At 63.5% G+C, this 20785-nt stretch carries 19 protein-coding genes and 1 pseudogene; 3 read left to right on the top strand and 17 right to left on the bottom strand.

What is annotated here, in order from left to right; translation table 11 throughout:
• Positions 1-42: 42 nt before the first annotated feature.
• The 4 genes from flgE to flgB all read right to left on the bottom strand — a co-directional run bounded on the left by flgE (position 43) and on the right by flgB (position 2997).
• Complete coding sequence (gene flgE, locus PAN31117_RS10850) at positions 43-1299, bottom strand: flagellar hook protein FlgE (RefSeq protein WP_150738192.1); 1257 nt, start codon at positions 1297-1299, stop codon at positions 43-45.
• 91 nt (positions 1300-1390) lie between these two features.
• Positions 1391-2122, bottom strand: a complete 732-nt coding sequence (gene flgD, locus PAN31117_RS10855; RefSeq protein ID WP_150738193.1) for a flagellar hook assembly protein FlgD — start codon at positions 2120-2122, stop codon at positions 1391-1393.
• A 24-nt stretch (positions 2123-2146) separates the two neighbouring features.
• Positions 2147-2551 carry a flagellar basal body rod protein FlgC gene (gene flgC, locus PAN31117_RS10860; protein ID WP_039394038.1) on the bottom strand — a complete coding sequence of 135 codons (405 nt, stop codon included), beginning with the start codon at positions 2549-2551 and terminating at the stop codon, positions 2147-2149.
• A 5-nt stretch (positions 2552-2556) separates the two neighbouring features.
• A complete protein-coding gene (flgB, locus tag PAN31117_RS10865; RefSeq protein WP_150578058.1) occupies positions 2557-2997 on the bottom strand; it encodes a flagellar basal body rod protein FlgB in 441 nt (146 codons plus the stop codon).
• Positions 2998-3468: 471 nt separating this feature from the next.
• On the opposite strand from flgB, the gene flgA reads away from it, so the two are divergent.
• The 3 genes from flgA (at position 3469) to PAN31117_RS10880 (ending at position 5467) form a co-directional block, all read left to right on the top strand.
• Entirely contained in the window at positions 3469-4527 is a 1059-nt protein-coding gene (flgA, locus tag PAN31117_RS10870) for a flagellar basal body P-ring formation chaperone FlgA (protein ID WP_174990912.1), read from the top strand.
• Between the two features lie 149 nt (positions 4528-4676).
• Positions 4677-5012: a flagellar biosynthesis anti-sigma factor FlgM gene (gene flgM, locus PAN31117_RS10875; RefSeq protein ID WP_150738195.1), complete on the top strand. Its 336-nt coding sequence runs from the start codon at positions 4677-4679 to the stop codon at positions 5010-5012.
• On the top strand, positions 5009-5467 hold the full coding sequence (locus PAN31117_RS10880; protein ID WP_150738196.1) for a flagella synthesis protein FlgN: 459 nt from the start codon (positions 5009-5011) through the stop codon (positions 5465-5467). The genes flgM and PAN31117_RS10880 overlap by 4 nt, the downstream gene beginning before the upstream one ends.
• A 977-nt stretch (positions 5468-6444) precedes the next feature.
• On the opposite strand, the gene dynB is transcribed toward PAN31117_RS10880, so the two are convergent.
• The 13 genes and pseudogenes from dynB to PAN31117_RS10945 form a co-directional block, all read right to left on the bottom strand.
• Entirely contained in the window at positions 6445-6648 is a 204-nt protein-coding gene (gene dynB / locus PAN31117_RS27805; RefSeq protein ID WP_370855746.1) for a dynobactin A family peptide antibiotic, read from the bottom strand.
• 175 nt (positions 6649-6823) lie between these two features.
• Positions 6824-7552 (bottom strand): RNA polymerase sigma factor FliA, encoded by a 729-nt coding sequence (locus tag PAN31117_RS10890; protein ID WP_150663677.1) that lies wholly within the window; start codon positions 7550-7552, stop codon positions 6824-6826.
• Positions 7553-7589: 37 nt separating this feature from the next.
• The gene (locus PAN31117_RS10895) at positions 7590-8474 is read right to left on the bottom strand and encodes a MinD/ParA family ATP-binding protein (RefSeq protein ID WP_150738198.1); all 885 of its coding nucleotides are present in this window, start codon (positions 8472-8474) and stop codon (positions 7590-7592) included.
• Positions 8467-9708: pseudogene (flhF, locus tag PAN31117_RS10900) on the bottom strand (flagellar biosynthesis GTPase FlhF); the annotation flags it as partial. The pseudogene flhF and the gene PAN31117_RS10895, both read right to left, overlap by 8 nt.
• 20 nt (positions 9709-9728) lie before the next feature.
• The gene (gene flhA / locus PAN31117_RS10905) at positions 9729-11834 is read right to left on the bottom strand and encodes a flagellar biosynthesis protein FlhA (RefSeq protein ID WP_150738200.1); all 2106 of its coding nucleotides are present in this window, start codon (positions 11832-11834) and stop codon (positions 9729-9731) included.
• A gap of 3 nt (positions 11835-11837) precedes the next feature.
• Complete coding sequence (gene flhB / locus PAN31117_RS10910; protein ID WP_150738201.1) at positions 11838-12989, bottom strand: flagellar biosynthesis protein FlhB; 1152 nt, start codon at positions 12987-12989, stop codon at positions 11838-11840.
• 148 nt (positions 12990-13137) lie between these two features.
• Positions 13138-13761 (bottom strand): protein phosphatase CheZ, encoded by a 624-nt coding sequence (gene cheZ, locus PAN31117_RS10915; protein WP_281349166.1) that lies wholly within the window; start codon positions 13759-13761, stop codon positions 13138-13140.
• A gap of 53 nt (positions 13762-13814) precedes the next feature.
• A complete protein-coding gene (gene cheY, locus PAN31117_RS10920; RefSeq protein WP_039401766.1) occupies positions 13815-14213 on the bottom strand; it encodes a chemotaxis response regulator CheY in 399 nt (132 codons plus the stop codon).
• Positions 14214-14358: 145 nt separating this feature from the next.
• On the bottom strand, positions 14359-15438 hold the full coding sequence (locus PAN31117_RS10925; RefSeq protein ID WP_150578070.1) for a protein-glutamate methylesterase/protein-glutamine glutaminase: 1080 nt from the start codon (positions 15436-15438) through the stop codon (positions 14359-14361).
• Positions 15435-16112 carry a chemoreceptor glutamine deamidase CheD gene (gene cheD, locus PAN31117_RS10930; protein ID WP_046290196.1) on the bottom strand — a complete coding sequence of 226 codons (678 nt, stop codon included), beginning with the start codon at positions 16110-16112 and terminating at the stop codon, positions 15435-15437. The genes PAN31117_RS10925 and cheD overlap by 4 nt, the downstream gene beginning before the upstream one ends.
• A 1-nt stretch (position 16113) precedes the next feature.
• Positions 16114-17055, bottom strand: a complete 942-nt coding sequence (locus PAN31117_RS10935) for a CheR family methyltransferase (protein ID WP_150663682.1) — start codon at positions 17053-17055, stop codon at positions 16114-16116.
• Between the two features lie 43 nt (positions 17056-17098).
• Positions 17099-18733, bottom strand: a complete 1635-nt coding sequence (locus tag PAN31117_RS10940) for a methyl-accepting chemotaxis protein (RefSeq protein ID WP_150738203.1) — start codon at positions 18731-18733, stop codon at positions 17099-17101.
• A 210-nt stretch (positions 18734-18943) separates the two neighbouring features.
• Positions 18944-20737, bottom strand: a complete 1794-nt coding sequence (locus tag PAN31117_RS10945) for a methyl-accepting chemotaxis protein (protein ID WP_150738204.1) — start codon at positions 20735-20737, stop codon at positions 18944-18946.
• Positions 20738-20785 lie beyond the last annotated feature (48 nt).

A 20785-nucleotide genomic window follows, 5' to 3' on the forward strand; every position in this document is an offset into this window, starting at 1 on the left:
CGACGCCCCTCCTGCAAGTTACGCATACGCGCCGCTCCGTGCTTACAGGTTGACCATCGTCTGCATCAACTGGTCTTCCGTCTTGATCGTCTGCGCGTTCGCCTGATAGTTGCGTTGCGCGGTGATCATGTGGACCAGTTCGGCCGTCAGGTCGACGTTCGACGCTTCGACTGCGCCGGCCTGCAGCTTGCCGAGGTTCGTGCCGCCCGGCACGCCCACGATGGGGATGCCCGATGCGGCCGATTCCGACCAGAGGTTGTTACCCAGCGGGATCAGGCCGTTCACGTTGTTGAAGTTCGCGAGCGCGACCTGGCCGAGCACCATCGATTGCGTGTTCGAGTACGTACCGACGATGGTGCCGTCGGCGTTGAACGTGAAGCCGGTCAGACGACCCGACGAATAACCGTCCTGCGTCAGCGTGTTCGGTGTGTAGCTGTTACCGAACTGCGTGGTGCCGGTCAGGTTCAGCGTGAGGTTGCCGGCGGCTGCGCCGTTGCCGTAGGTAATCGTCGGCAGCGTGATCGGGCCGGTCACGGCCGCGCCGGTCGAGTCCGTTTGCGCGACAAGGCTGCCCGACGAGTTGAACGTCATCGTGCCGATCGGGCCGGTGCCGACTTGCGTCGTGCCGTCGACTGAGGCGTACACGGTCCACGTGGCGTTGTTGGTCGTGGTGTCGACACTCGTCTTCTTGAAGTACAGGTTGACGTCGTGCGAATTGCCCAGCGAGTCGTAGACCTTGAGCGACGTGGCGTTGGTGTACGAATTCGGGTCGGTGATCGAGAACGGCGTGGTGTTCACGGCGCTGCGCGAGTCGAGGTTGAACTGACCCGTGATCTTCTGGGTGGCCGTCGGGGCCAGATCGCCTGTCGGGATCTGCAGATCGACCGGCGAGACGCTGTTGATGATGCCGTTCGGGCCGGCCAGATAGCCGGTCAGGTGATCGCCGTTCGAGTCGACGATGTAACCGTTCTTGTCGAGCGAGAACTGGCCGTTACGCGTGTAGGCGATGGTGCCGTTGTTCGACACGCGGAAGAAGCCGTTGCCGGAGATCGCCAGATCGAGCTGACGGTTCGTGACCGTGATGTCGCCCTGCGTGAACTGCTGCGCAATGGCGGCCACACGCGTACCGATACCGACGGTGTTATTACCTGCGCCGAACAGCGAGTTGGCGTAGATGTCGGCGAACTGCGCCTGACCCTGCTTGAAGCCGACGGTGGCCGCGTTGGCAACGTTGTTGCCGATGACGTCCAGGTCTTTGGAGGCGGCGTTCAGGCCGCTCAATCCGGTCGAAAAGGCCATGGTGTTACTCCTGAAATTCGGTTGTCGACGACGGGTATCGCGACGAATACGGTTCGAAAAGAGTTAAGCGCTTACGAATCAGAGCTACGGATCAGAGAATTTCGCGAACGTCGGAGAGCTTGATGTTCGAGCCCGTGCCCACGTTGAGCAGCGGCGAACCGGTCGTGCTGGCGACAACGCTTTGCACCTGCGCGTAGGAGAGCAGCGTCGGCGTCACGGCCTTGCCGTTGGCCGTCGCCGTCACGCTCAGGGTGTACTTGCCGTCTGCCACCGCGTTACCGGCGTCGTCCTTGGCGTCCCACGTCAGGGCTTGCACGCCAGCATCCAAAGCGCCCGCGTTGACGGTGCGGATCGTCTTGCCGGTGCTGTCCTTGATCTCGATCTTGACGGTGTCTGCATCGCTCGGCAGTTCGAAACCGAACGGCGTCGCCGTCTTGGTGACGGTGCCGTCGGTGGCCGTGGTGCTGCCCACACCGATGTTGGTGCCGGGGATCAGCACGCCCTTGCCGACCAGCGCTGCGGCTTGCAGGCTCTGGGTCGAGTTCAATTGCGAGGTCACCGACGAGAGCGTGGTGTTGAGCTGCGTGATGCCCGAGACCGTGCTGATCTGCGCGAGCTGCGACGTGACCTGCGAGTTGTCCATCGGGTTGAGCGGATCCTGGTTGTTCATCTGAGCGACGAGCAACTTCAGGAAGCTGTTTTGCAGATCGTCCGCGCTACCGGCCGACGACTTCGAACTCGAACTGTTGCTGGCAGTGCCGTTGATCGAGTCGAGGAAGTTCTGCGAAAAGTTCGCGGCGTTCGACGTATTGATGCTGGCCATTTCTTCTGGTCTCCGCGCGGCCCCTTACTGGCCGACCGTGAGGGTTTTGAGCATGAGTGTCTTGGCGGTGTTGAGCGCTTCGACGTTGGCTTGGTACGAGCGGGAGGCGGAAATCATGTTGACCATCTCTTCCACCGGATTCACGTTGGGCATGGTGACGTAGCCCTGTGCGTTCGCAGCCGGGTTCTTCGGGTCGTACACGGTCTTGAGCGGCGACGGGTCTTCCACCACGCCGGCGACCTTCACGCCACCGACATCGGTGCCCGTGACCGGATTGACCTGAAACACGACCTGCTTGGCGCGGTACGGCTGGCCGTCCGGGCCAGTCACCGATTCGGCGTTGGCCAGGTTGCTGGCCGTCACGTTCATGCGCTGCGACTGTGCAGTCATGGCCGAGCCGGCAACGTCGAAGATGCTCATGAGTGGCATGGCGCTTACCCTTGGCTGGTGATGGCGGCCAGCATCGTCTTGATCTGGCTGCTCAGGACTGTGAGGCCCGTCTGATAATGCACGGCGTTGTCGGCGAAGTTCACACGCTCGGCATCGAGTTCGACGGTGTTGCCGTCGACGCTTTGCTGATACGGCACGCGATAGAGCAGCTCCGGGCCGCCCATCGGCGGGGCCGTCGTCACACCGCGCCCGGCGATGTGGCGCGAGGACGTGCGCGAGAGCGACACGCTCGACTCGGTGGCGAGCTGCTGCTGCGCGCCGCGCTCGACGGCCTGATTCAACGCGTTATTGAAATCGACGTCGCGCGACTTGTACCCCGGCGTGTCCGCGTTGGCGATATTCGACGAGATCACCTCCTGACGGTAGGCGCGCATAGCCAGCGCCTGCTGGGAGAATCGCAATGCCGCGTCCAGTTTGTCCATGATCTCGTCTCGCCCGATGCTTGCCTTGATGCTGGGTACTTGGGTAATGCTCAAGAAACTTGCCCGTGCTGCGTCCGGGGCCTGCTCAGTCGTTTGCTGCGCTGACTGGCGGCCATCGCGCGATGCGCAGACGGGGTGTCCTGCCCGGTCCGGAAAAAATAGGGACCTTTTGGCATGCTTCGCATCGTATGCGCCCCCCCCGGGATTCAATCGGACGAATAGGAAGGAGATTGACCGCCATTTCGAGCCATGCCCTGTGACGCGACATCTCTAGAATGGCTTCCTGACGGCATCGGGCGGGGTTCGCCCCCCAGGCACAGGGACACTGCCCGGTGTCGTCGGCTTCGCAACGCGCAAGCCGCAAAGTTGTTGTTCAGGCAGGTCGAAAGGGTTTCAGCGTCGTACGCCACCGGAATCGTGATGCATCGTCGTGATGTGTCGGTACGCCGGGCGACGACCGCAAGGAGAGTGAGCATGGCAGGCAAATTCGGCGACCGACTCGCCAATGCCCCGCGCACGTATGACGTGCAGCGGCTCGGCCAGCGCTCGTCCGCAAAAATGCCCCTGAACTTTCAAATACTTACGAGTGCCCGACGTGGCCTGATGGCCGCGATGCTCGCAACGCTCGGTATGGCCGGACTCGTGACGTCCGCGCAGGCCGCGACGGGTGCGAACCCCGGCGTCGCTACTGATCCCGCCGCTCAAAATCTTGGCAACACGCTCGGTCCGAGCGCCATCGTCATCCCCGGCAACAATGCCGCCGCAGGCGGTGTCGCGTCGAACGTGCCAAATATGGTGCGTCCAGCGACCGCAACGGCGAATGCATCCGTTCAGACGCAGCAGGCACCGGTCGCGACGGCTGCGCCAGTGCAACCTCAGCCGCAAGCCCAGGCATCCCAATTCCAGAACACGCAGGTGATCCGGCAGACTGCCGAGCGATTCCTGCGTGAGCAGACCACCGGCCTGCCTGGTCAGGTCAACATCACCGTGGGCGAATCGGTCTCGGACCGCATGCCTGCGTGCTCGGCGCTTGAGCCGTTCCTGCCGCCGGGTGCGCGCCTTTGGGGCACGACCAGCGTCGGCGTGCGATGTGCCGGGGAGCGTCCTTGGACGCTGTATCTGCAAGCGCGCGTGAGCATCAACGCCACGTATTTCGTCGCCGCACGTCAGATCAATCCGGGCGAGACCATCGGGCCGACGGATCTGTCGCCGCGTCAGGGCGATCTCACGCTGCTGCCGCGCACGGTCGCGACCGATGCCGGTCAGATCGTCGGTACGGTGGCCGTGAACCGGATTACCTCGGGGCTGCCGATCCGCTCCGACCTGCTGCGCAGTGCGATTGCCGTCCAGCAGGGACAAACCGTGCGCGTGGTCTCGCGGGGTTCGGGTTTTGAAGTGAGCACGGAAGGTCAGGTGCTCACACGTGCCAGCGCGGGCGATCCCGTGCAGGTGCGCACGCGTGCCGGACAAGTCGTCAGCGGCACCGTGAAGTCCGGAAAAAATGGCAACGTCGAAGTCGAAGTTGCACTGTAAGAAACAGGAAGAGAGCGATGGAAGTAATCGCTTACTTACGTTAAGTATTCGCTGAAATCACCCGGGCACTTGAACTGGTAACAGGATGTTACTTGCCTAAAGTTATGGCGGATAATGCCGTTACACAGGCAGGTTTCTGGGGAAAGCACATGAAAATCCAACTACCCGCCACGTCGTTGAACGAGGTTGGCGGCAGCAAGGCAACGGCAGATCGTACGACTTCCGGTGCTGTGAACACCGACGCTGCTGCGGCCCCTGCTGCGAGCGCTGGCGGTGCCAACGTGAGCACGAGCGCCTTGTCGTCGGAGATGCGTGCCTTGCAGGAAGCACTGGCAGCGACCGGCACGGCCGACATCGACGTTGCGAAGGTTGCGGCGATCAAGACGGCGATCGCTAACGGCCAGCTGGCTATTGATACCTCCAAGATTGCGGACGGTCTGATCTCGACCGCACGCGATTTGCTCTCTGCGCAATCGAAGTCATGACCAACGATGCCCTGCTGAACGCCCTGACTGCTGAGACTGCCGCGATCGGCACGTTTTCGACATTGCTTGGGGAAGAACAGCAGGCATTGGTCAACGGCACGCTCGACGCGTTGCCGGATCTGACAGAACGCAAGACGCGCGCTGTAGCGGAGCTGACCGCTCTCGGTCGTGAGCGCGATGCGCAGTTGAAAGCGTTGGGCTACTCGCCTGACGAAGCAGGTGCGACGGCAGCGGCTGCCGCCGATCCCAAGGTCGACGCTGCGTGGAAGGCCCTGCTCGCCACCGCCGCCGAAGCGAAGCGCGCGAACGACACGAACGGCCTGCTCATCAACACCCGCCTGACGTACACCCAACAAGCCCTGACCGTCCTCTACGGCCCGGGCAACAACACCCCCCTCTACGGCCCCGACGGCCGCACCACCCCGCGCTCAAGCGGGGGGAGTGTTACGGCTTAACACCTCAGGCCACCGGTAGTTCCGGCTCAGGCACGGCTTCGCCGTTAGCCTGCATGTCTGAAACGACATTTCGTACAACCGCTTGGATTCTCTCGAACGCGCGTTCGGACGTCACGTCGAGCCACGACATCGACTGAAACTCGACGCAAAGTCCGACGTACTCGCCATCTTCTGCCGAGTACTTAACTTGATACTGGTATCTATAGCAGCAATCCATCATTTCGGTGTGCCTGAGACTGGGGCGAAGTTGTTCAGCATTTCACCGCAATAAGCGGGCGTTCTTGTTTCACAAATGGATCGATACCGGCAGCTTGGTTGGGTATGCGAACGCAATAGGTCCCATGAGATGAACGGATTCTCTCAACTCTTGATCCATCTGGCCGAATCTCACTAGAGACAGTCCCCGACTCCCAGCCTTTCCCGAGCGCCGATTCAAAAGCCTGAGCGACGGGATCTGTGATTGCGTGACTCTTGCCCATCACTCTTTCGTCAGCGACGCTCGATTGATCTCTCACGGCACGTTTTGCCGCATCCACTTCATTTTGATTCTGCTGCGAGCGGACAGCGCTTTGGACTGACTGCCGCCAATCGCTTAACGACGTTTCCTCTCGCTCCGTCACAACTGTCCGCTCAATCGCTGAAGGATTTGTTCGCGGACGCCTAACCGCCGCCGGTGCCTTCGAGAGAGCATTGGCTGAGTTCCTCCTCGCACGGTGCGACGGTTCCAGTGATTGCGACGGTTTAGTTGCAGGTTCAATCGAAAAATGAGGCAGTTCGACGAAGGTGACGATGAGAGCCTGGGGCGGCACCCGCTTCGCTGAGGTACCTCCCCAGGATAAGAACCAGAGAAGAAGTGCGATATGCAATGCGGCAGACGTCGCCACACCGACCATCAGACGCCATTTATCATGTCCGCTCTTAGACATCAGGTGAGAATCGCCGCCCCGGTGTCTATCGTACGTCGCATGGGGTCACGTTTATCTGGCGTCCTTGAAGTAATGATATGTGTGGACATTGCCGTTCCAGTGATACGAGCACGCAGTTTCCCTATCCGCCTGATTTCGATAGCGATCCGGCATTGTCTGCCCGGGTTCGAATGAAGCTCGCGCGTCACCACCAAATGAATCTAATAGCGCCTGATTCCATACAGGGGTTTCAGAATCCGAAGCTCTTGAACACATGCCGTTAGCGGCAGAATAACGCGGCTATGGTCGGAGCGAGCTTGGGAATTTTCCGTTGAACTTTACTGGCCGCGTGCGTAATTGCGTCGAACTGCAGGCAACAAAAAACCCCGGCCGCTTGTGCGCCACCGGGGTTTTTGTTGAGACAGTTTTCCTAAGCGGATCTATCGATAGCCTAATTCGCCGAAGTCCAAGCCTTCTCACGCAACGTCGCGCGCAAGCGCGAGATCGCCTGACTGTGCAACTGGCACACGCGGGACTCGCTGACTTCGAGCACTGCGCCGATTTCGCGCAGGTTCAGACCCTGCTCGTAATACAGGCTCATCAGCAACTTCTCGCGCTCGGGCAGACGATCGATGGCGTCCACCACGCCGCCGCGCAAACCTTCGTCGAGCAGCATCGTCAGCGGATCTGCACCCGGGTCCGCGCAAATGCGGTCGATGAACGGCTCTTCGTCCGCCGATTCGAAATCTTCGTAATAGATCAGCTGGCAGCCGTGCACATCCTGCAGCATCTGCTGATACTCGGTCAGCCCGATCGACATCTCGCCCGCAATCTCGCTCTCGGACGGACCCCGTCCCAGCCGCTGCTCCAGTCGCTGCACCGCTTTCTCGATCTCGCGCGCCGTCTTGCGAATGCCGCGCGATGCCCAGTCCAGTTCGCGCAACTCGTCGAGCATCGCCCCGCGAATGCGCTGGCTTGCATACGTTTCGAACTGCGCGCCCTGCGTCTCCTGATACCGGTTCGCCGCATCGAGCAGCCCCAGCATGCCAGCCTGAATCAGATCTTCCAATTCCACGCTCGCCGGCAGCTTCGCCATCAATTGCAGCGCCAGGCGGCGCACCAACGGCGCGTATTGGGTCAGCGTGTCGTTCGTGTCGACCTTCCCGCGCGCGGTATACATGTTTCCCTCCGCTTCCTCTCGACGCGTGCCGTGACGCTCAGGCCGTGTGCGCGCTCACCGCGCCCACGCCAAGCGTCATCTCGGCACCGCGATCGCCGCCGCAATCGCCCACCTGACCGATCCCGGCACCCAACGCCGCCGGTTCCGTGTCCCGAATGGCCAACGGCCAATGCATCACCTGCGCCGCCAACTGGCGGTAAGCCACCGCCGCCGGCGCCATCGGAAACGCATCGACCACGGTGCGCGTCAGATGCCGCGCTCGCACGACCTGACGGTCCGACGGCACATGCCCGGCCAACTCCAGCGACACCGCCAGATAACGACTCGCTGTCGTGGCCAGATTGCGGCACACGACGCGTGCCTCCATATCCTCCGCCCGGTTCACCAACACCCGGAACTGCGCCAGCGCATATTCGTAATGCGCCTGTTTGATCCATGAGTACGCGCCCGTAATCGACGCCGGTTCACACCCGAGCACCACCAGCACGTCATGCGCATGCGCCGCCAACGGACTCAGCACGCCACCGGCGTGCGTGCAGTCGACGATCACGACGTCCGGCTCGCCAACGGTCAACACCGGCAGCGCACGCTGCGGATCGATGCGCTCGGGATGACGGTGCGCCACCGGCACCAGCACCACGTTGTCGCGCGTCTGCACACGCACTGCGTCGGGCGAAATGCGTCCCGCCAGCACATCGTGGATGTCGCCACGCAACGGCAGACCGAGTGCCGGCGCTGCATGGCCGCTCTCGTCGGCCAGCACGACATCCTGACCGTGATGAGCCAGCGCGCTGGCCAGATTCAACGCAACACTCGTCTGACCGGCTTCAGGCGCACTTCCTACCACCGCGACGATGCGCGTGGTATGGCGCGCCACCAGTCGGCGCAGCCCCTCAGCTTGATCGAGTACGAGTTTAACCAAAGCAGGCCTCGCCTGAAGGTTGTGCGGGCGCGAACAGCCCGCTGTAGTTGGGATCGACCCCGCGCACCACTGCCGGCAAATCTTCCTCGGACGGCACGAACGGCGAACCCGTCACCGGCGCAGACAACGCCGTGTCGATCAGGAACTGCCGGTCCGCCACGTGCAGATTCTCCGGTACGCGCTGCCCCGTCGAGACGTAATGCACCGGCAGACGGTGACGAATCACCGTGTCGAGCACCGAACCCAGGTTGGTCGTCTCGTCGAGTTTCGTCAGAATACACCCGGCCAGATCGCCACCACCCTCGGCGCTCGCGCTGCGATACGCGTGCACTACTTCATTGAGCGTGTCGCCGTGGCTCGTGGCGTTGAGCAACAGCAGACGCTGCACTGGCGTCTCTGCCCCGCACAGCATCGCCACCTGCTCCGGCACCGTGCGGTCGCGCTGGCTCATACCGACCGTGTCGATCAGCACCATGTGTTTGTTGCGCAGTTCGGTCAGCGCCAGACGCAGATCCGTCGCGTCCTTCACCGCATGCACCGTCACGCCAAGAATCTTGCCGTAGATGCGCAACTGCTCATGACCGCCGATACGATAGCTGTCGGTCGTGAGCAGCGCGAGCTTCTCCGCGCCGTGACGCATCACGCAACGCGCCGCGAGCTTTGCCGTGGTCGTGGTCTTGCCTACGCCGGTCGGCCCCATGAGCGCATACACGCCGCCGCGGTCCATCAATTCGTCTTCGTTCGGCATGATGGGCAGATTGCGCTTGAGCGCATTCTTCACCCAGTCCAGACCGTTCTCGCGGTCGCTTCCTTCCGGCAGATGCTCCAGCAACGCCCGCCCGAGCTGCGCCGAGAAGCCCGCTGCGAGCAACGTGCGCAGAATCTCGCCCTGTGCCGGCGAACGACGCTGTTTGTCGTTCCACACAAGACCTGCGACCTGCTCTTCGAGCAACCCGCGCATGCTTTGCAACTCGCCCATCATCGACTGCGCGAAGGCGCTGGTCGCGGCGATGTCGTTCGCGGCTGCGGCAGAACTCGCCACGGGCGCCGGGGCCGGTGCGGCAGGACGGAGACGCGGACGATGCGTCGGCATGTCGCCACCGGCGAGCGCGTCCAGATCCTCTTCCGCCAACGCCACGATCTCGACGCCGTTGGCGACCGAGCGATTGGACAATACGACCGCGTCGGGTCCGATTTCCTCGCGAATCTGGCGCAGTGCGTCGCGGCACGTGCCCGCAAAGAATTTCCGAATCTTCACGCTTGACCTCCGATGAGTGCCGTCATTTTCACGTTACGGGTGTCTGGCACTTCCGCATACGACAAAACCTTGAGCTGCGGCAGGCTGCGGCGCAGGAAGCGCGAGAGCAGCGAACGCAGCGGATGTTGAACCAGCAATACCGACGGCAGACCCTGACGCTCCTGACGCGTCACGGCTGCCTGGGTTTCACGCAACAGCGTATCGGCGAGGCCCGGCTCCAGACCGGTGCCACCGCCGGCCGACAACGCCTGCGTGAGAATTCGTTCGAGATTGGCGTCGAGCCCCACCACTTCCAGATCGCCACTGCCCGGGAACACGCTCTGCGTGATCGCGCGGCCCAGCGACAGTCGCACCAGCGCCGTGAGATCGTACGGATCCTGCACGCGTGCGCCATGCTCGGCGATGGTATCGATGATGGTACGCATGTCGCGAATCGGCACCTGCTCCTCGAGCAGGTTCTGCAGCACCTTCTGCAACGTGGTGAGCGCGATGGTCTTCGGCACCAGGTCTTCGATCAGCTTCGGCGCGTCCTTGCCGATACGCTCGATGAGCTGCTGCACTTCCTGACGTCCCAGCAATTCGTGAGCGTGCGCGTTGATCAGGTGATTCAGGTGGGTCGCCACGACCGTACCGGCATCGACCACGGTGTAGCCGTACGCCTGCGCCTGATCGCGCTGGCCGACGTCGATCCACGTCGCGGGCAGACCGAAGGCAGGATCGCGCGTCGGCGTGCCTTGCAGCGGCGCACTGACCTGCCCCGGGTCGATGGCCAGCAGTTGGCCCGGGTACGCCTCGCCTTCGCCGATGATCACGCCCTTGAGCGTGATGCGGTACTGGTTCGGGCGCAGCTCCAGATTGTCGCGGATGTGCACCACGGGTGCCAGGAAACCGATCTCCTGCGCGAACTTCTTCCGAATGCCTTTGATACGCTTGAGCAGTTCGCCATCCTGATTGCGGTCGACGAGGGGGATCAGGCGATAGCCGACTTCCAGCCCCAGCGGGTCGACCAGCGCCACGTCGTCCCATGACGCTTCGGCCACTTCGGGGGCGGCGGTCGCCGCGACCGGCGTCGGACGCGTCGCCTGCACCTTGGCGGCGGCGGCCTTGCGGAATTGCCAGCGGGCCAGCGCGCCCAGACCCAGCGCGAGCAGCAGGAAGGCAAAGTGCGGCATGCCCGGGATCAGGCCCATCAAGCCCAGAATCGCGGCCGTGATGCCCAGTACCTGCGGATTGTTGAAAAGCTGCGAGACGACCTGTTGTCCGACGTCTTCGTCGGTCGCCACACGCGACACCACCACACCGGCGGCCGTCGAGATCACCAGCGCCGGGATCTGCGCGACGAGACCGTCACCGATGGTCAGCAGCGTGTAGTTCTTGGCGGCGGTCGCGAGATCCAGATTGTGCTGAACCACGCCGACGATCAGCCCGCCGATGATGTTGATCAGCATGATCAACAGACCGGCGACCGCGTCGCCGCGCACGAACTTGGACGCACCGTCCATCGAGCCGTAAAAATCGGCTTCCTGCGCAATCACCTTACGGCGGCTGCGTGCTTCCTCTTCCCCGATCAGACCGGCGTTCAGGTCGGCGTCGATGGCCATCTGCTTGCCAGGCATGGCGTCGAGGGTAAAACGCGCACCCACTTCGGCGATACGCCCCGCGCCCTTCGTGATCACCATGAAGTTGATGACCACGAGGATGATGAACACCACGATACCGACGGCGTAGTTGCCGCCCACCAGGAAGTGGCCGAACGCTTCGATCACCTTACCGGCAGCGTCCGGGCCGGTGTGGCCTTCGAGCAGCACCACGCGCGTGGACGCCACGTTCAGCGACAGACGCAGCAGCGTGGAGAACAGCAACACGCTCGGGAATGCCGCGAAGTCGAGCGGCTTTTGCGTGTACATGGACACCAGCAGCACCATCACCGCGAGGGCGATGTTGAACGTGAACAACAGATCCAGGATGAACGGCGGCAGCGGGAGGATCATCATGCCCAGAATCATGATGATCAGCACCGGCGCGGCGAGCGACTTCAAGTTGCCGCCGAGGAGCAGTTGCGACGCACGCAATAGCTGGTTCGCGCGAGGGTTGAGGTTCATTCGTTACACTCGTTTCGACCCGAGGCGCCGGGGCGCGTCGAGCTCGGTCGGCACCGGCAGATCCGACGGGGTCAGCGGCTCGATGCCCCCCTCGGCACGCCAGCGGCGAAGCTGGAAGACCCACGCCAGCACTTCGGCCACGGCCGTGTACAGCGTGGCCGGGATTTCGTGACCGATTTCCACGTGACGATGCAGCGCACGGGCCAACGGCGGGGCTTCGAGGATCGGGATGCGGTGCTCTGCCCCCATCTCACGGATACGCTGCGCAACCAGATCGGTGCCCTTGGCGAGCACACGCGGCGCGCGCATGTTGTCCTTATATTCGAGGGCGACGGCAAAGTGCGTCGGGTTCGTCACGATCACGTCGGCCTTGGGCACGTCCTGCATCATCCGGCGGCGCGCGGCCTGACGCTGCAACTGACGGATCTGCGCCTTGACGTGCGGATCGCCCTCGGTTTCCTTGTTTTCCTGACGCACTTCCTCTTTGGTCATGCGCAGCTTCTTGTAGTGCTGCCACAGCTGGAACGGGATATCGATGGCCGCCACCAGCAGCAGCGACGCCACGATAAACGCGCAGCACACCACGATCATCTCGCCCACGTACGGCAGCGCCACACGCGGCGACTGCGTCATCAGGCCCATCACGGCGTCTTTGTCGCGGGCGATGGCCCAGTACGCCACGCCGCCCACGAGCACGGTCTTGGCCACGGCCTTGACCAGCTCGACCAGCCCCTGCGTCGAGAACATGCGGCCCAGCCCCTTGAGCGGGTTCAGGCGGCCGAAGTTGGGAGCGAGCGATTTGGTGGTGAACAGCCAGCCGCCCAGCGCCATCGGTGCGACGATGGCCGCGATCACGAGGGCGACGAAGAGCGGCGCGATGACCATGAGAGCGTCCGCGCCCGAGTGCGCTGCGTACGAGAGCATGCGGCGCGTGTCCATCGCCGTGCCCGGCTCGAACTGCATGCCGTGGCGCATCAACTGGGCGAAGCCCTGCGAGATACGGTCGGCCGTCATCCACATTCCAGCGACACCGGCGGCCAGCAGGGCGAACGTCGAAAGCTCGCGCGAACGCGCGACCTGCCCTTCCTCGCGCGCCTTCTCCAGACGCCGGGGAGTGGGTGATTCCGACTTTTCGAGATCGCTTTCCTCAGCCATGCCCTATCCACAGCGGGCGGACGAACCCACCCTATCGCGACCGATTATGGCCGTAACCGTCAAGTCACAAAGGGGGGAATAGAGGCGGGATTGGGCGGTATTTCGCGCAAGCGCGATTCCGCCAGCCGGGGCGCGGCTGGCGGCGGGGTCAGAAACCGAGGCTGGCGAGCAGGTCGTCGACCTGTCCCTGATCGGCCACGATGTCGGTGCGACCTTCCTTCTTGATCTGCGGCCCGTTGAGCAACGAGTCTTCGGCTTCCTTGCGCTTCTCGGGCGGCATGTTATCGAGCAGCGTCTGGAGCAGATGGCTCTCGATCTCCTGCACCACTTCCATGATCTTCTTGATGACCTGCCCGGTCAGATCCTGGAAGTCCTGCGCCATCATGATTTCCATCAGATGGTTGTTGGTCGCGCGGGTGTCGTCCGGCACGCGACGCAGGTAGGTGCGGGTCTCGGTGACGAGTTGACGCGCGTCGTCGAGTTCCAGCGGCTGGTCGAACCACTTGGCCCAGCGCGCGTCGAGCGCATTGGCGTCCGCTTCGAGACGGTCCTGAATGGGCCTGGCCAGTTCGATGGCCGTCAGCGCCCGCACGGCCGCCTGTTCCGTCATGGTCGCGACGTAGTTCAGCCGGTCGCGGGCGTCGGGAATCGCCTCGGCCGCCTGCTCCAGCTGCTTGTCCAGACCGAGTTCGCGCAGATTGTCGCGCAGCATGCGCGTCAATTGCCCGATGCGCATCAGCATGCGCTCGGCCGGATCTGCCTCGCCGGTCACGTAAGCGCCGCCCGGCTCACCCGGCCATTCAGTGCTCGACTCGTGGGTCACGTTCAGGCCCCCGTTTTTTCCATTTTTTCGAAGATCTTGCCCAGCTTCTCATCGAGGGTCGCGGCCGTGAACGGCTTGACCACATACCCGCTCGCACCGGCCTGGGCGGCGGCGATGATGTTTTCCTTCTTGGCTTCGGCCGTGACCATCAGCACCGGCAGCTTGGCCAGGTTCGGGTCGGCACGGATCGTCTGGAGCATCGTCAGGCCGTCCATGTTCGGCATGTTCCAGTCGGACACCACGAATTCGAAGCTACCGCCGCGCAGCTTGGCCAGCGCCGCCACACCGTCTTCCGCTTCGTCGACATTGGAGAAACCCAGCTCCTTGAGCAGGTTTCGCACAATGCGGCGCATCGTCGGAAAATCGTCGACGACCAGGAATTTCATGTTCTTGTCTACCATCATCACTCCAATTCTGTCGGTCCCCCTTTGGGGGGCCGACAATATTCAGGGGCAAGTTCCGCCATCACTCAGTGCCCTGAGTGTGAACGCAAATCGTTGCGGACCATACGGCGAAAACAAGCCAAAAACAACGCCAAAAGCCGAACTATACCCGTTGCGTGCGTTCGCCGAATTTCGCGACCTGATGAAGCACTTTTCGGGCCATCTCGTGCAGCGGCACCACTTCCTCCGCGCCGCCCATGGCAATGGCTTCGCGCGGCATGCCGAACACGATGCAGCTCGCTTCGTCCTGCGCGAACGTGTGCGCACCGGCACGGCGCATCTCGACCAGACCGGCCGCACCGTCGCGGCCCATGCCCGTGAGAATCACGCCGATGGCGTTACGTCCGGCATGCACGGCCGCGGAGCGAAACAATACATCGACCGACGGACGATGTCGATTCACCGGCGGCGCCGGATCGAGCACTGCCACGTAGTTTGCGCCGCTGCGCGAGAGTTGCAGGTGGGTGTCGCCGCCCGGTGCAATGTAGGCATGGCCCGGCAACACACGCTCGCCGTGCTCGGCTTCCTTCACCGTAATGCGGCACAGCCCGTTCAGGCGTTGCGCAAACGACTTGGTGAAGCCCGCCGGCATGTGCTGCGTGATGAGAATCGCCGGAGCGTCGGGCGGCATTGGCACGAGCACTTCGCGAATCGCTTCGGTGCCGCCCGTCGACGCGCCGATGATAATCAGCTTTTCCGTCGATACGAGCGGGTTGCGTAGCATCGGCGCGGCTTCCACCGCGACCGGGGCCGCGCTCTTGGGCGGGGCACTGCGCACACGAGCGCGGGCGGCAGCACGAATCTTGTCGGCGATCATCTCGCCGTATTCGAGCATGCCGTCACGAATACCCAGACGCGGCTTCGTCACGAAATCGACCGCACCGAGTTCGAGCGCACGCATCGTGACTTCCGAGCCACGCTCGGTCAGCGACGACACCATGAGCACGGGCATCGGACGCAGGCGCATGAGCTTCTCAAGGAAGTCCAGCCCGTCCATGCGCGGCATTTCGACGTCGAGCGTGAGCACGTCCGGGTTGTGCTGCTTGATCAGATCGCGCGCCACGAGCGGGTCGGGTGCGGTCGCCACTACGGTCATGTCCGGATGCGCATTGATGATCTCCGTCATCAGGCTGCGCACAAGTGCGGAATCGTCCACGCACAGGACTTTAATTGGTTCGCTCAAGCCTCCTCCATTTTTCGGTTGTCAGGCCCCGGCCGAGGCTTGGCATTTCTGGCCGGTGGCGCAAAGAGTTCTACGGAGCCCCGTACTTCGCGTGCGCGCAGTCGCTGCGCGTACGCCTGTTCCCGCTGGACGATGGCCGGATCGCCCCGGTCGCCCAGCTTCTTGACCATCACCCGCCCGGTGCGCGGCAAAAAGCACACCTTGCGCGGATGCGGTCCGAGCAGATCCTGCGCAGTCACGCGAATCTGCTCCATCTCGAGATAGCGCAACACGAAGTTCGCGTTGCGATCGCCGATATTCAGGGTGGTCATGCCCGCGAGCACCGCGCCGCCGCCGAAGACCTTCGCCTCCAGACGCTCGCGCCGTGCGCCGAGCTTGATCAGCTCGTTGATGAGCATTTCCATCGCGTATGCGCCGTAGCGCATGGACGCAGAGAGTAGCCGATCGCGCTCGCTCTCGCCATCGTCCGGCAGCATGAAGTGGTTCATGCCGCCGATACCGGTGACGCTGTCGCGCACGCAGGCGGCCACGCACGAACCGAGCACCGTCACGAGCATGATGTCTTCGGTCGTGACGAAATACTCCGACGGCAGCAGCTTCACCGCCTGCGTATTGAACGCATTGTCGAAGTAGTGGTTGGTCGCGAGTGCTTCGGCCAATGGCTGTGCTGCCATGTCAGGCTCCCCGTGCTCCGGCGCCGGCCAGTTCATACACCGTCTGCCCACGCAGACGGAACGCCCGGCTCACATAGGTGAAGTTCTCCGAATGCCCGGCGAACAGCAGGCCGTCCGGTTTGAGCAAAGGGACGAAGCGCTCGAGAATGCGCGCCTGCGTGGCCTTGTCGAAATAGATCATCACGTTGCGGCAGAAGATCACGTCGAACGGCCCGCCGATCTGCCACGACGGCGCGAGCAGGTTGAGCGGCTCGAACGTCACCAGTTGCTGCAATTCGGGACGCACCTTGATCTTCCCCGAGTTCGCGCCCGTGCCGCGCAGGAAATGCTTGCGCAGTTGCTCCTGCGAGATCTTGCCGGTCTGCTCGCCGTTGTAGACGGCAGCCGAAGCACGCGCGAGTACCTGCGTGTCCACGTCGGTCGCCAGCACCGTGGCGTTGGGGCGCGAGCCGAGCGTGTCGACCAGCGTCATCGCAATCGAATACGGCTCTTCGCCGGTCGACGCCGCGCAGCACCACACCGAGATCGGCTTGGGGCGATTGCGCACGAAGTCGGCGAGCAGCGGGAAATGGTGCGACTCGCGGAAGAACGACGTGAGGTTCGTCGTCAGGGCGTTGGTGAACGACTCCCACTCGCTGTCGCCGGTGTCGGCTTCGAGCATGTCGAGGTATTCGGTGAAGCTTGTCATGCCCAGCGCACGCAGACGTCGCGCGATGCGGCTGTAGACCATCTCGCGCTTGTGCTCGGCCAGCGCGATCCCGGCGCGCTGGTAGATCAAATTACGAATGCGGCTGAAGTCGGCCAGCGAGAACGCAAAGTCGCGCTCGCCCGACAGGGCTGCGCCACTGGCGCGCGCGAAATCCGCGCTGCGCGAACCCGCGTCGCCATCGGGGCCGGAGCCGCCGCGACGCGTCAGATGCGAGGTGTTGCGCGAATCGGTCATGATGTCTCGGTTGCGTCGAATTACGTCGGACAGTGCTTATGTCTTATGCCGCACGGGCCAACGGCTGGGCCGCCGGCTCGCGCCGGGACGCGCCAATCGCATGCACGCTCCCCGCACCTGCCGCCCCCCCCGTCTGGAAGACGGACACGGCCGCGCGCAGCTCCTGCGCTTGCGACTCCATCGCGCCGGCGGCAGCCGCCGCCTCTTCCACGAGCGCCGCGTTCTGCTGCGTCACCTCATCCATCTGCGTCACCGCACGATTGACCTGCTCGATGCCGCTCGACTGTTCGGCAGACGCCGCCGAGATCTCGCCCATGATGTCCGTCACGCGTTTGACCGCCTGCACGATCTCTTCCATGGTCTGACGCTGACGCGTCACGAGCGCCGTGCCGTCCTGAACGCGGCGCGACGAGTCTTCGATGAGCGCCTTGATTTCCTTCGCGGCCGCCGCACTGCGCTGGGCCAGCGTGCGCACTTCGCCCGCGACCACGGCGAAACCGCGCCCCTGTTCGCCCGCACGCGCCGCTTCCACGGCAGCGTTCAGCGCGAGGATGTTCGTCTGGAAAGCGATGCCGTCGATCACGGCGATGATGTCGACGATCTTGTTCGAGCTGGTGGAGATGCCGTCCATCGTCGCCCCGACCTGCCCCGAGACTTCGCCGCCGCGCATGGCGATTTCCGACGCATTCACCGCCAGTTGGCTCGCCTGACGCGCGTTGTCGGCGTTCTGGCGCACGGTTGCCGTGAGCTGCTCCATCGACGAGGCGGTTTCTTCGAGCGACGCCGCCTGCTGTTCGGTACGGGCCGACAGATCGGTGTTACCCGCCGCGATCTCATGCGCGGCCGTGGTGATCGACTCGGTACCCTGACGAATCTGCGAGATGGTCTCGGCCAGCGTGTGCTGCATGCGTTGCATGGCGTAGAGCAGACTGTGCGTGTCGCCCGGGGCGACGTTCACGTGGCTGTGCAGGTCGCCGCTTGCGATGCGATGCGCGATGCCCGCCGCGTACTCCGGCTCGCCGCCGAGGCTGCGCTGCACGTTGCGGATGATCGCGACCATCGCGGCCGTCACAATGCCGCCGATCAGCAGAAGTGCAATGCCGAAGCGAATGAGCGTGGCGTAGAACGCCTCGTCGACGTCCTGCACATACACGCCGCTCATCAGGCCCCAGTCCCAGGGCGCGAAGTACTTCACGAACGAGACCTTGGCCATCCGCTTGTCGCTGCCCGCGATACGACCGTAGTAGTCGACGAAACCGGTGCCCTTATCCTTGGCCACACGGGCCATTTCGACGAAGATCAGCTTGCCGTTCGTATCCTTGTAGTTGGAGACGTCTCTGTTCACCAGATCGGCGAGTGTCGGATGCATGAGGACGACCGGCGTGGTGTTGAAGATCACCACATAGCCGCTGCCGCCTTCGCCATAGCGCATGACTTTCAGTCGCGCCATGGCCTGTTGTTTCGCCTCTTCGACGGTGATTTTGCCTGCCGCTGCCTGCGCCGCGTAGTCGCGCAGAATGCCGTCGGCGCTCGTGACGACATTTTCCACTGCCGCGCGCCGCTCCGACATCATCGTGCTGCGCTCGTGAAAGGCAGCCCAGCCACCGAGAATCAAAAGCCCCAGCCACATGAGCGCAAGCGCCGACCAGAGTTTTGCTTTGAGACTCAACTGCATCATGATGTGACCTCCACTACCCGCCTGCCGTGGCGCCGCATGAAATGCGGCGCGCACGACGGCTTTTGTCTTGCCGATTGTTGCCACTTGCCGACACGCCCCTCGGGTGCCCGGCGGTACTGAGTCGCCGGGCGAGGTGCGTGCACCGTTCCTATAGGTACTGCTTTGTTGCCTCGTGCATTGCGGCACGACGGCAACCATTACGTCATACGATCAGAAGGTTTCCCAATCGCCGTTTGCATCATCCGTGCCCGTGCGCGAAGCGGCCGGTGCTGCCGCTGCCGGTGCAGGCTTGCGAAGCGGGGCCGGTGCAGGCGCCGCCTTCGGTGTAGCCGCCGATGCCGGTGCTGCCGATGCGGCGGGGGCTGCGACCTTCTTCTTCGCCGGAGTCGGGCGTGCGGCAGGTGCTGCCGTCGGAAGCACCGCCAGCGCCGGGGCTGCGTAGCCCGTCGCGACCTGGCTCGCGTCCACGCGGAACACCGAGACCGTCGTCTTCAGACGATTGGCCTGCTCTTCCAGCGAACCGGCGGCCGCTGCCGCTTCTTCCACCAGCGCCGCGTTCTGCTGCGTCACTTCGTCCATCTGCGTGATCGCGCGGTTGACCTGCTCGATACCGCTCGACTGTTCGGCCGACGCCGCCGAGATCTCGCCCATGATGTCCGTCACGCGCTTCACCGCCTGCACGATCTCGTTCATCGTGTGGCCTTGCTGTGCGACGAGCGCCGTGCCGTCCTGCACGCGACGCGACGAGTCTTCGATCAGCGCCTTGATTTCCTTCGCGGCGGCCGCGCTGCGCTGCGCCAGCGTGCGCACTTCGCCTGCGACCACAGCAAAGCCGCGGCCTTGTTCCCCTGCACGCGCCGCTTCCACGGCGGCGTTCAGGGCGAGGATGTTCGTCTGGAAGGCAATGCCGTCGATCACGCTGATGATGTCGACGATCTTGTTCGAGCTGGTCGAAATGCCGTCCATCGTCTCACCGACCTGGCCGGAGACCTGACCGCCGCGCGTGGCGATTTCCGAGGCGTTCACCGCCAACTGGCTGGCCTGACGGGCGTTATCGGCGTTCTGGCGCACGGTCGCCGTGAGCTGTTCCATCGACGACGCGGTTTCTTCCAGCGATGCGGCCTGCTGTTCGGTGCGCGCCGACAGATCGGTGTTGCCTGCGGCAATCTGCTGTGCCGCCGACGTGATCGACTCGGTGCCCGAGCGAACTTCCGCCACGGTGCGCACAAGACTGTCCTGCATGTGCTTCACGCCCTTGAACAGACGTCCCGTCTCGGTCTCGTTCCACACGTCGATGCGTTGCGTGAGGTCGCCCCCGGCGATCTTCTCGAAGTGACGGATCGCGTCGTCGATCGGGCCGACGATGGCGCGCGTGAGCGTGATCTGCGTGATGATGCCGACGATCAGGCCAAGGCCCAGACCGATGCCGACCATCCACATCACCATCGTGTAACGGGCCTGTGCTGCCAGATAGCGATCTTCGGCGTTCTTGACCTGCATGTCGGCCAGCGCGGTCATCGCCTTCGTGTAGTCGGCGAACAGGCGCGGCACGTCCATCACCGTCTTGGCGTGGAAGTCAGGAATGTCGCCCGACTCGATGGCCTTAAGCGCGGGGAGGATGCCATCGTTGTTGACCTTGCCGCGTGCCGCGATGACAGCGTCGGCGAGTGCCTTCTCGCCGTCGCTCATCGGCAGAGCGGCGTAGCTTGCCCACGAATCGTCGGCCTTCTTGAGGTTGGCCCGCACGCTGTCGATCGCCGACTTGATCTCGGTCGGATCGGCGATGAACTCGATGCGCGAGAGCGTCACGCGTGCGCCCAACGTCGAGATCGTGGTCTGTGCCAGCGATCGCGCCGATGCCATGTCGTTCGTGTAGATCTCTTGCAGCGACGCATTGCTCTGTCGCAGCGAGACGAGACCCACCGCAGCGCCCACGACCAGCAGCACCATGAAGAGTCCCAGCGCCAGCGTAAGCCGCGCCCGGATGGTGACATTCTTAAACATAACGACCTCTACCCCGTGAAGACCGGCCCGTAGCCGGTTGATCCATCA

The sequence above is a fragment of the Pandoraea anapnoica genome (assembly GCF_902459765.1).
Classification (GTDB): domain Bacteria; phylum Pseudomonadota; class Gammaproteobacteria; order Burkholderiales; family Burkholderiaceae; genus Pandoraea; species Pandoraea anapnoica.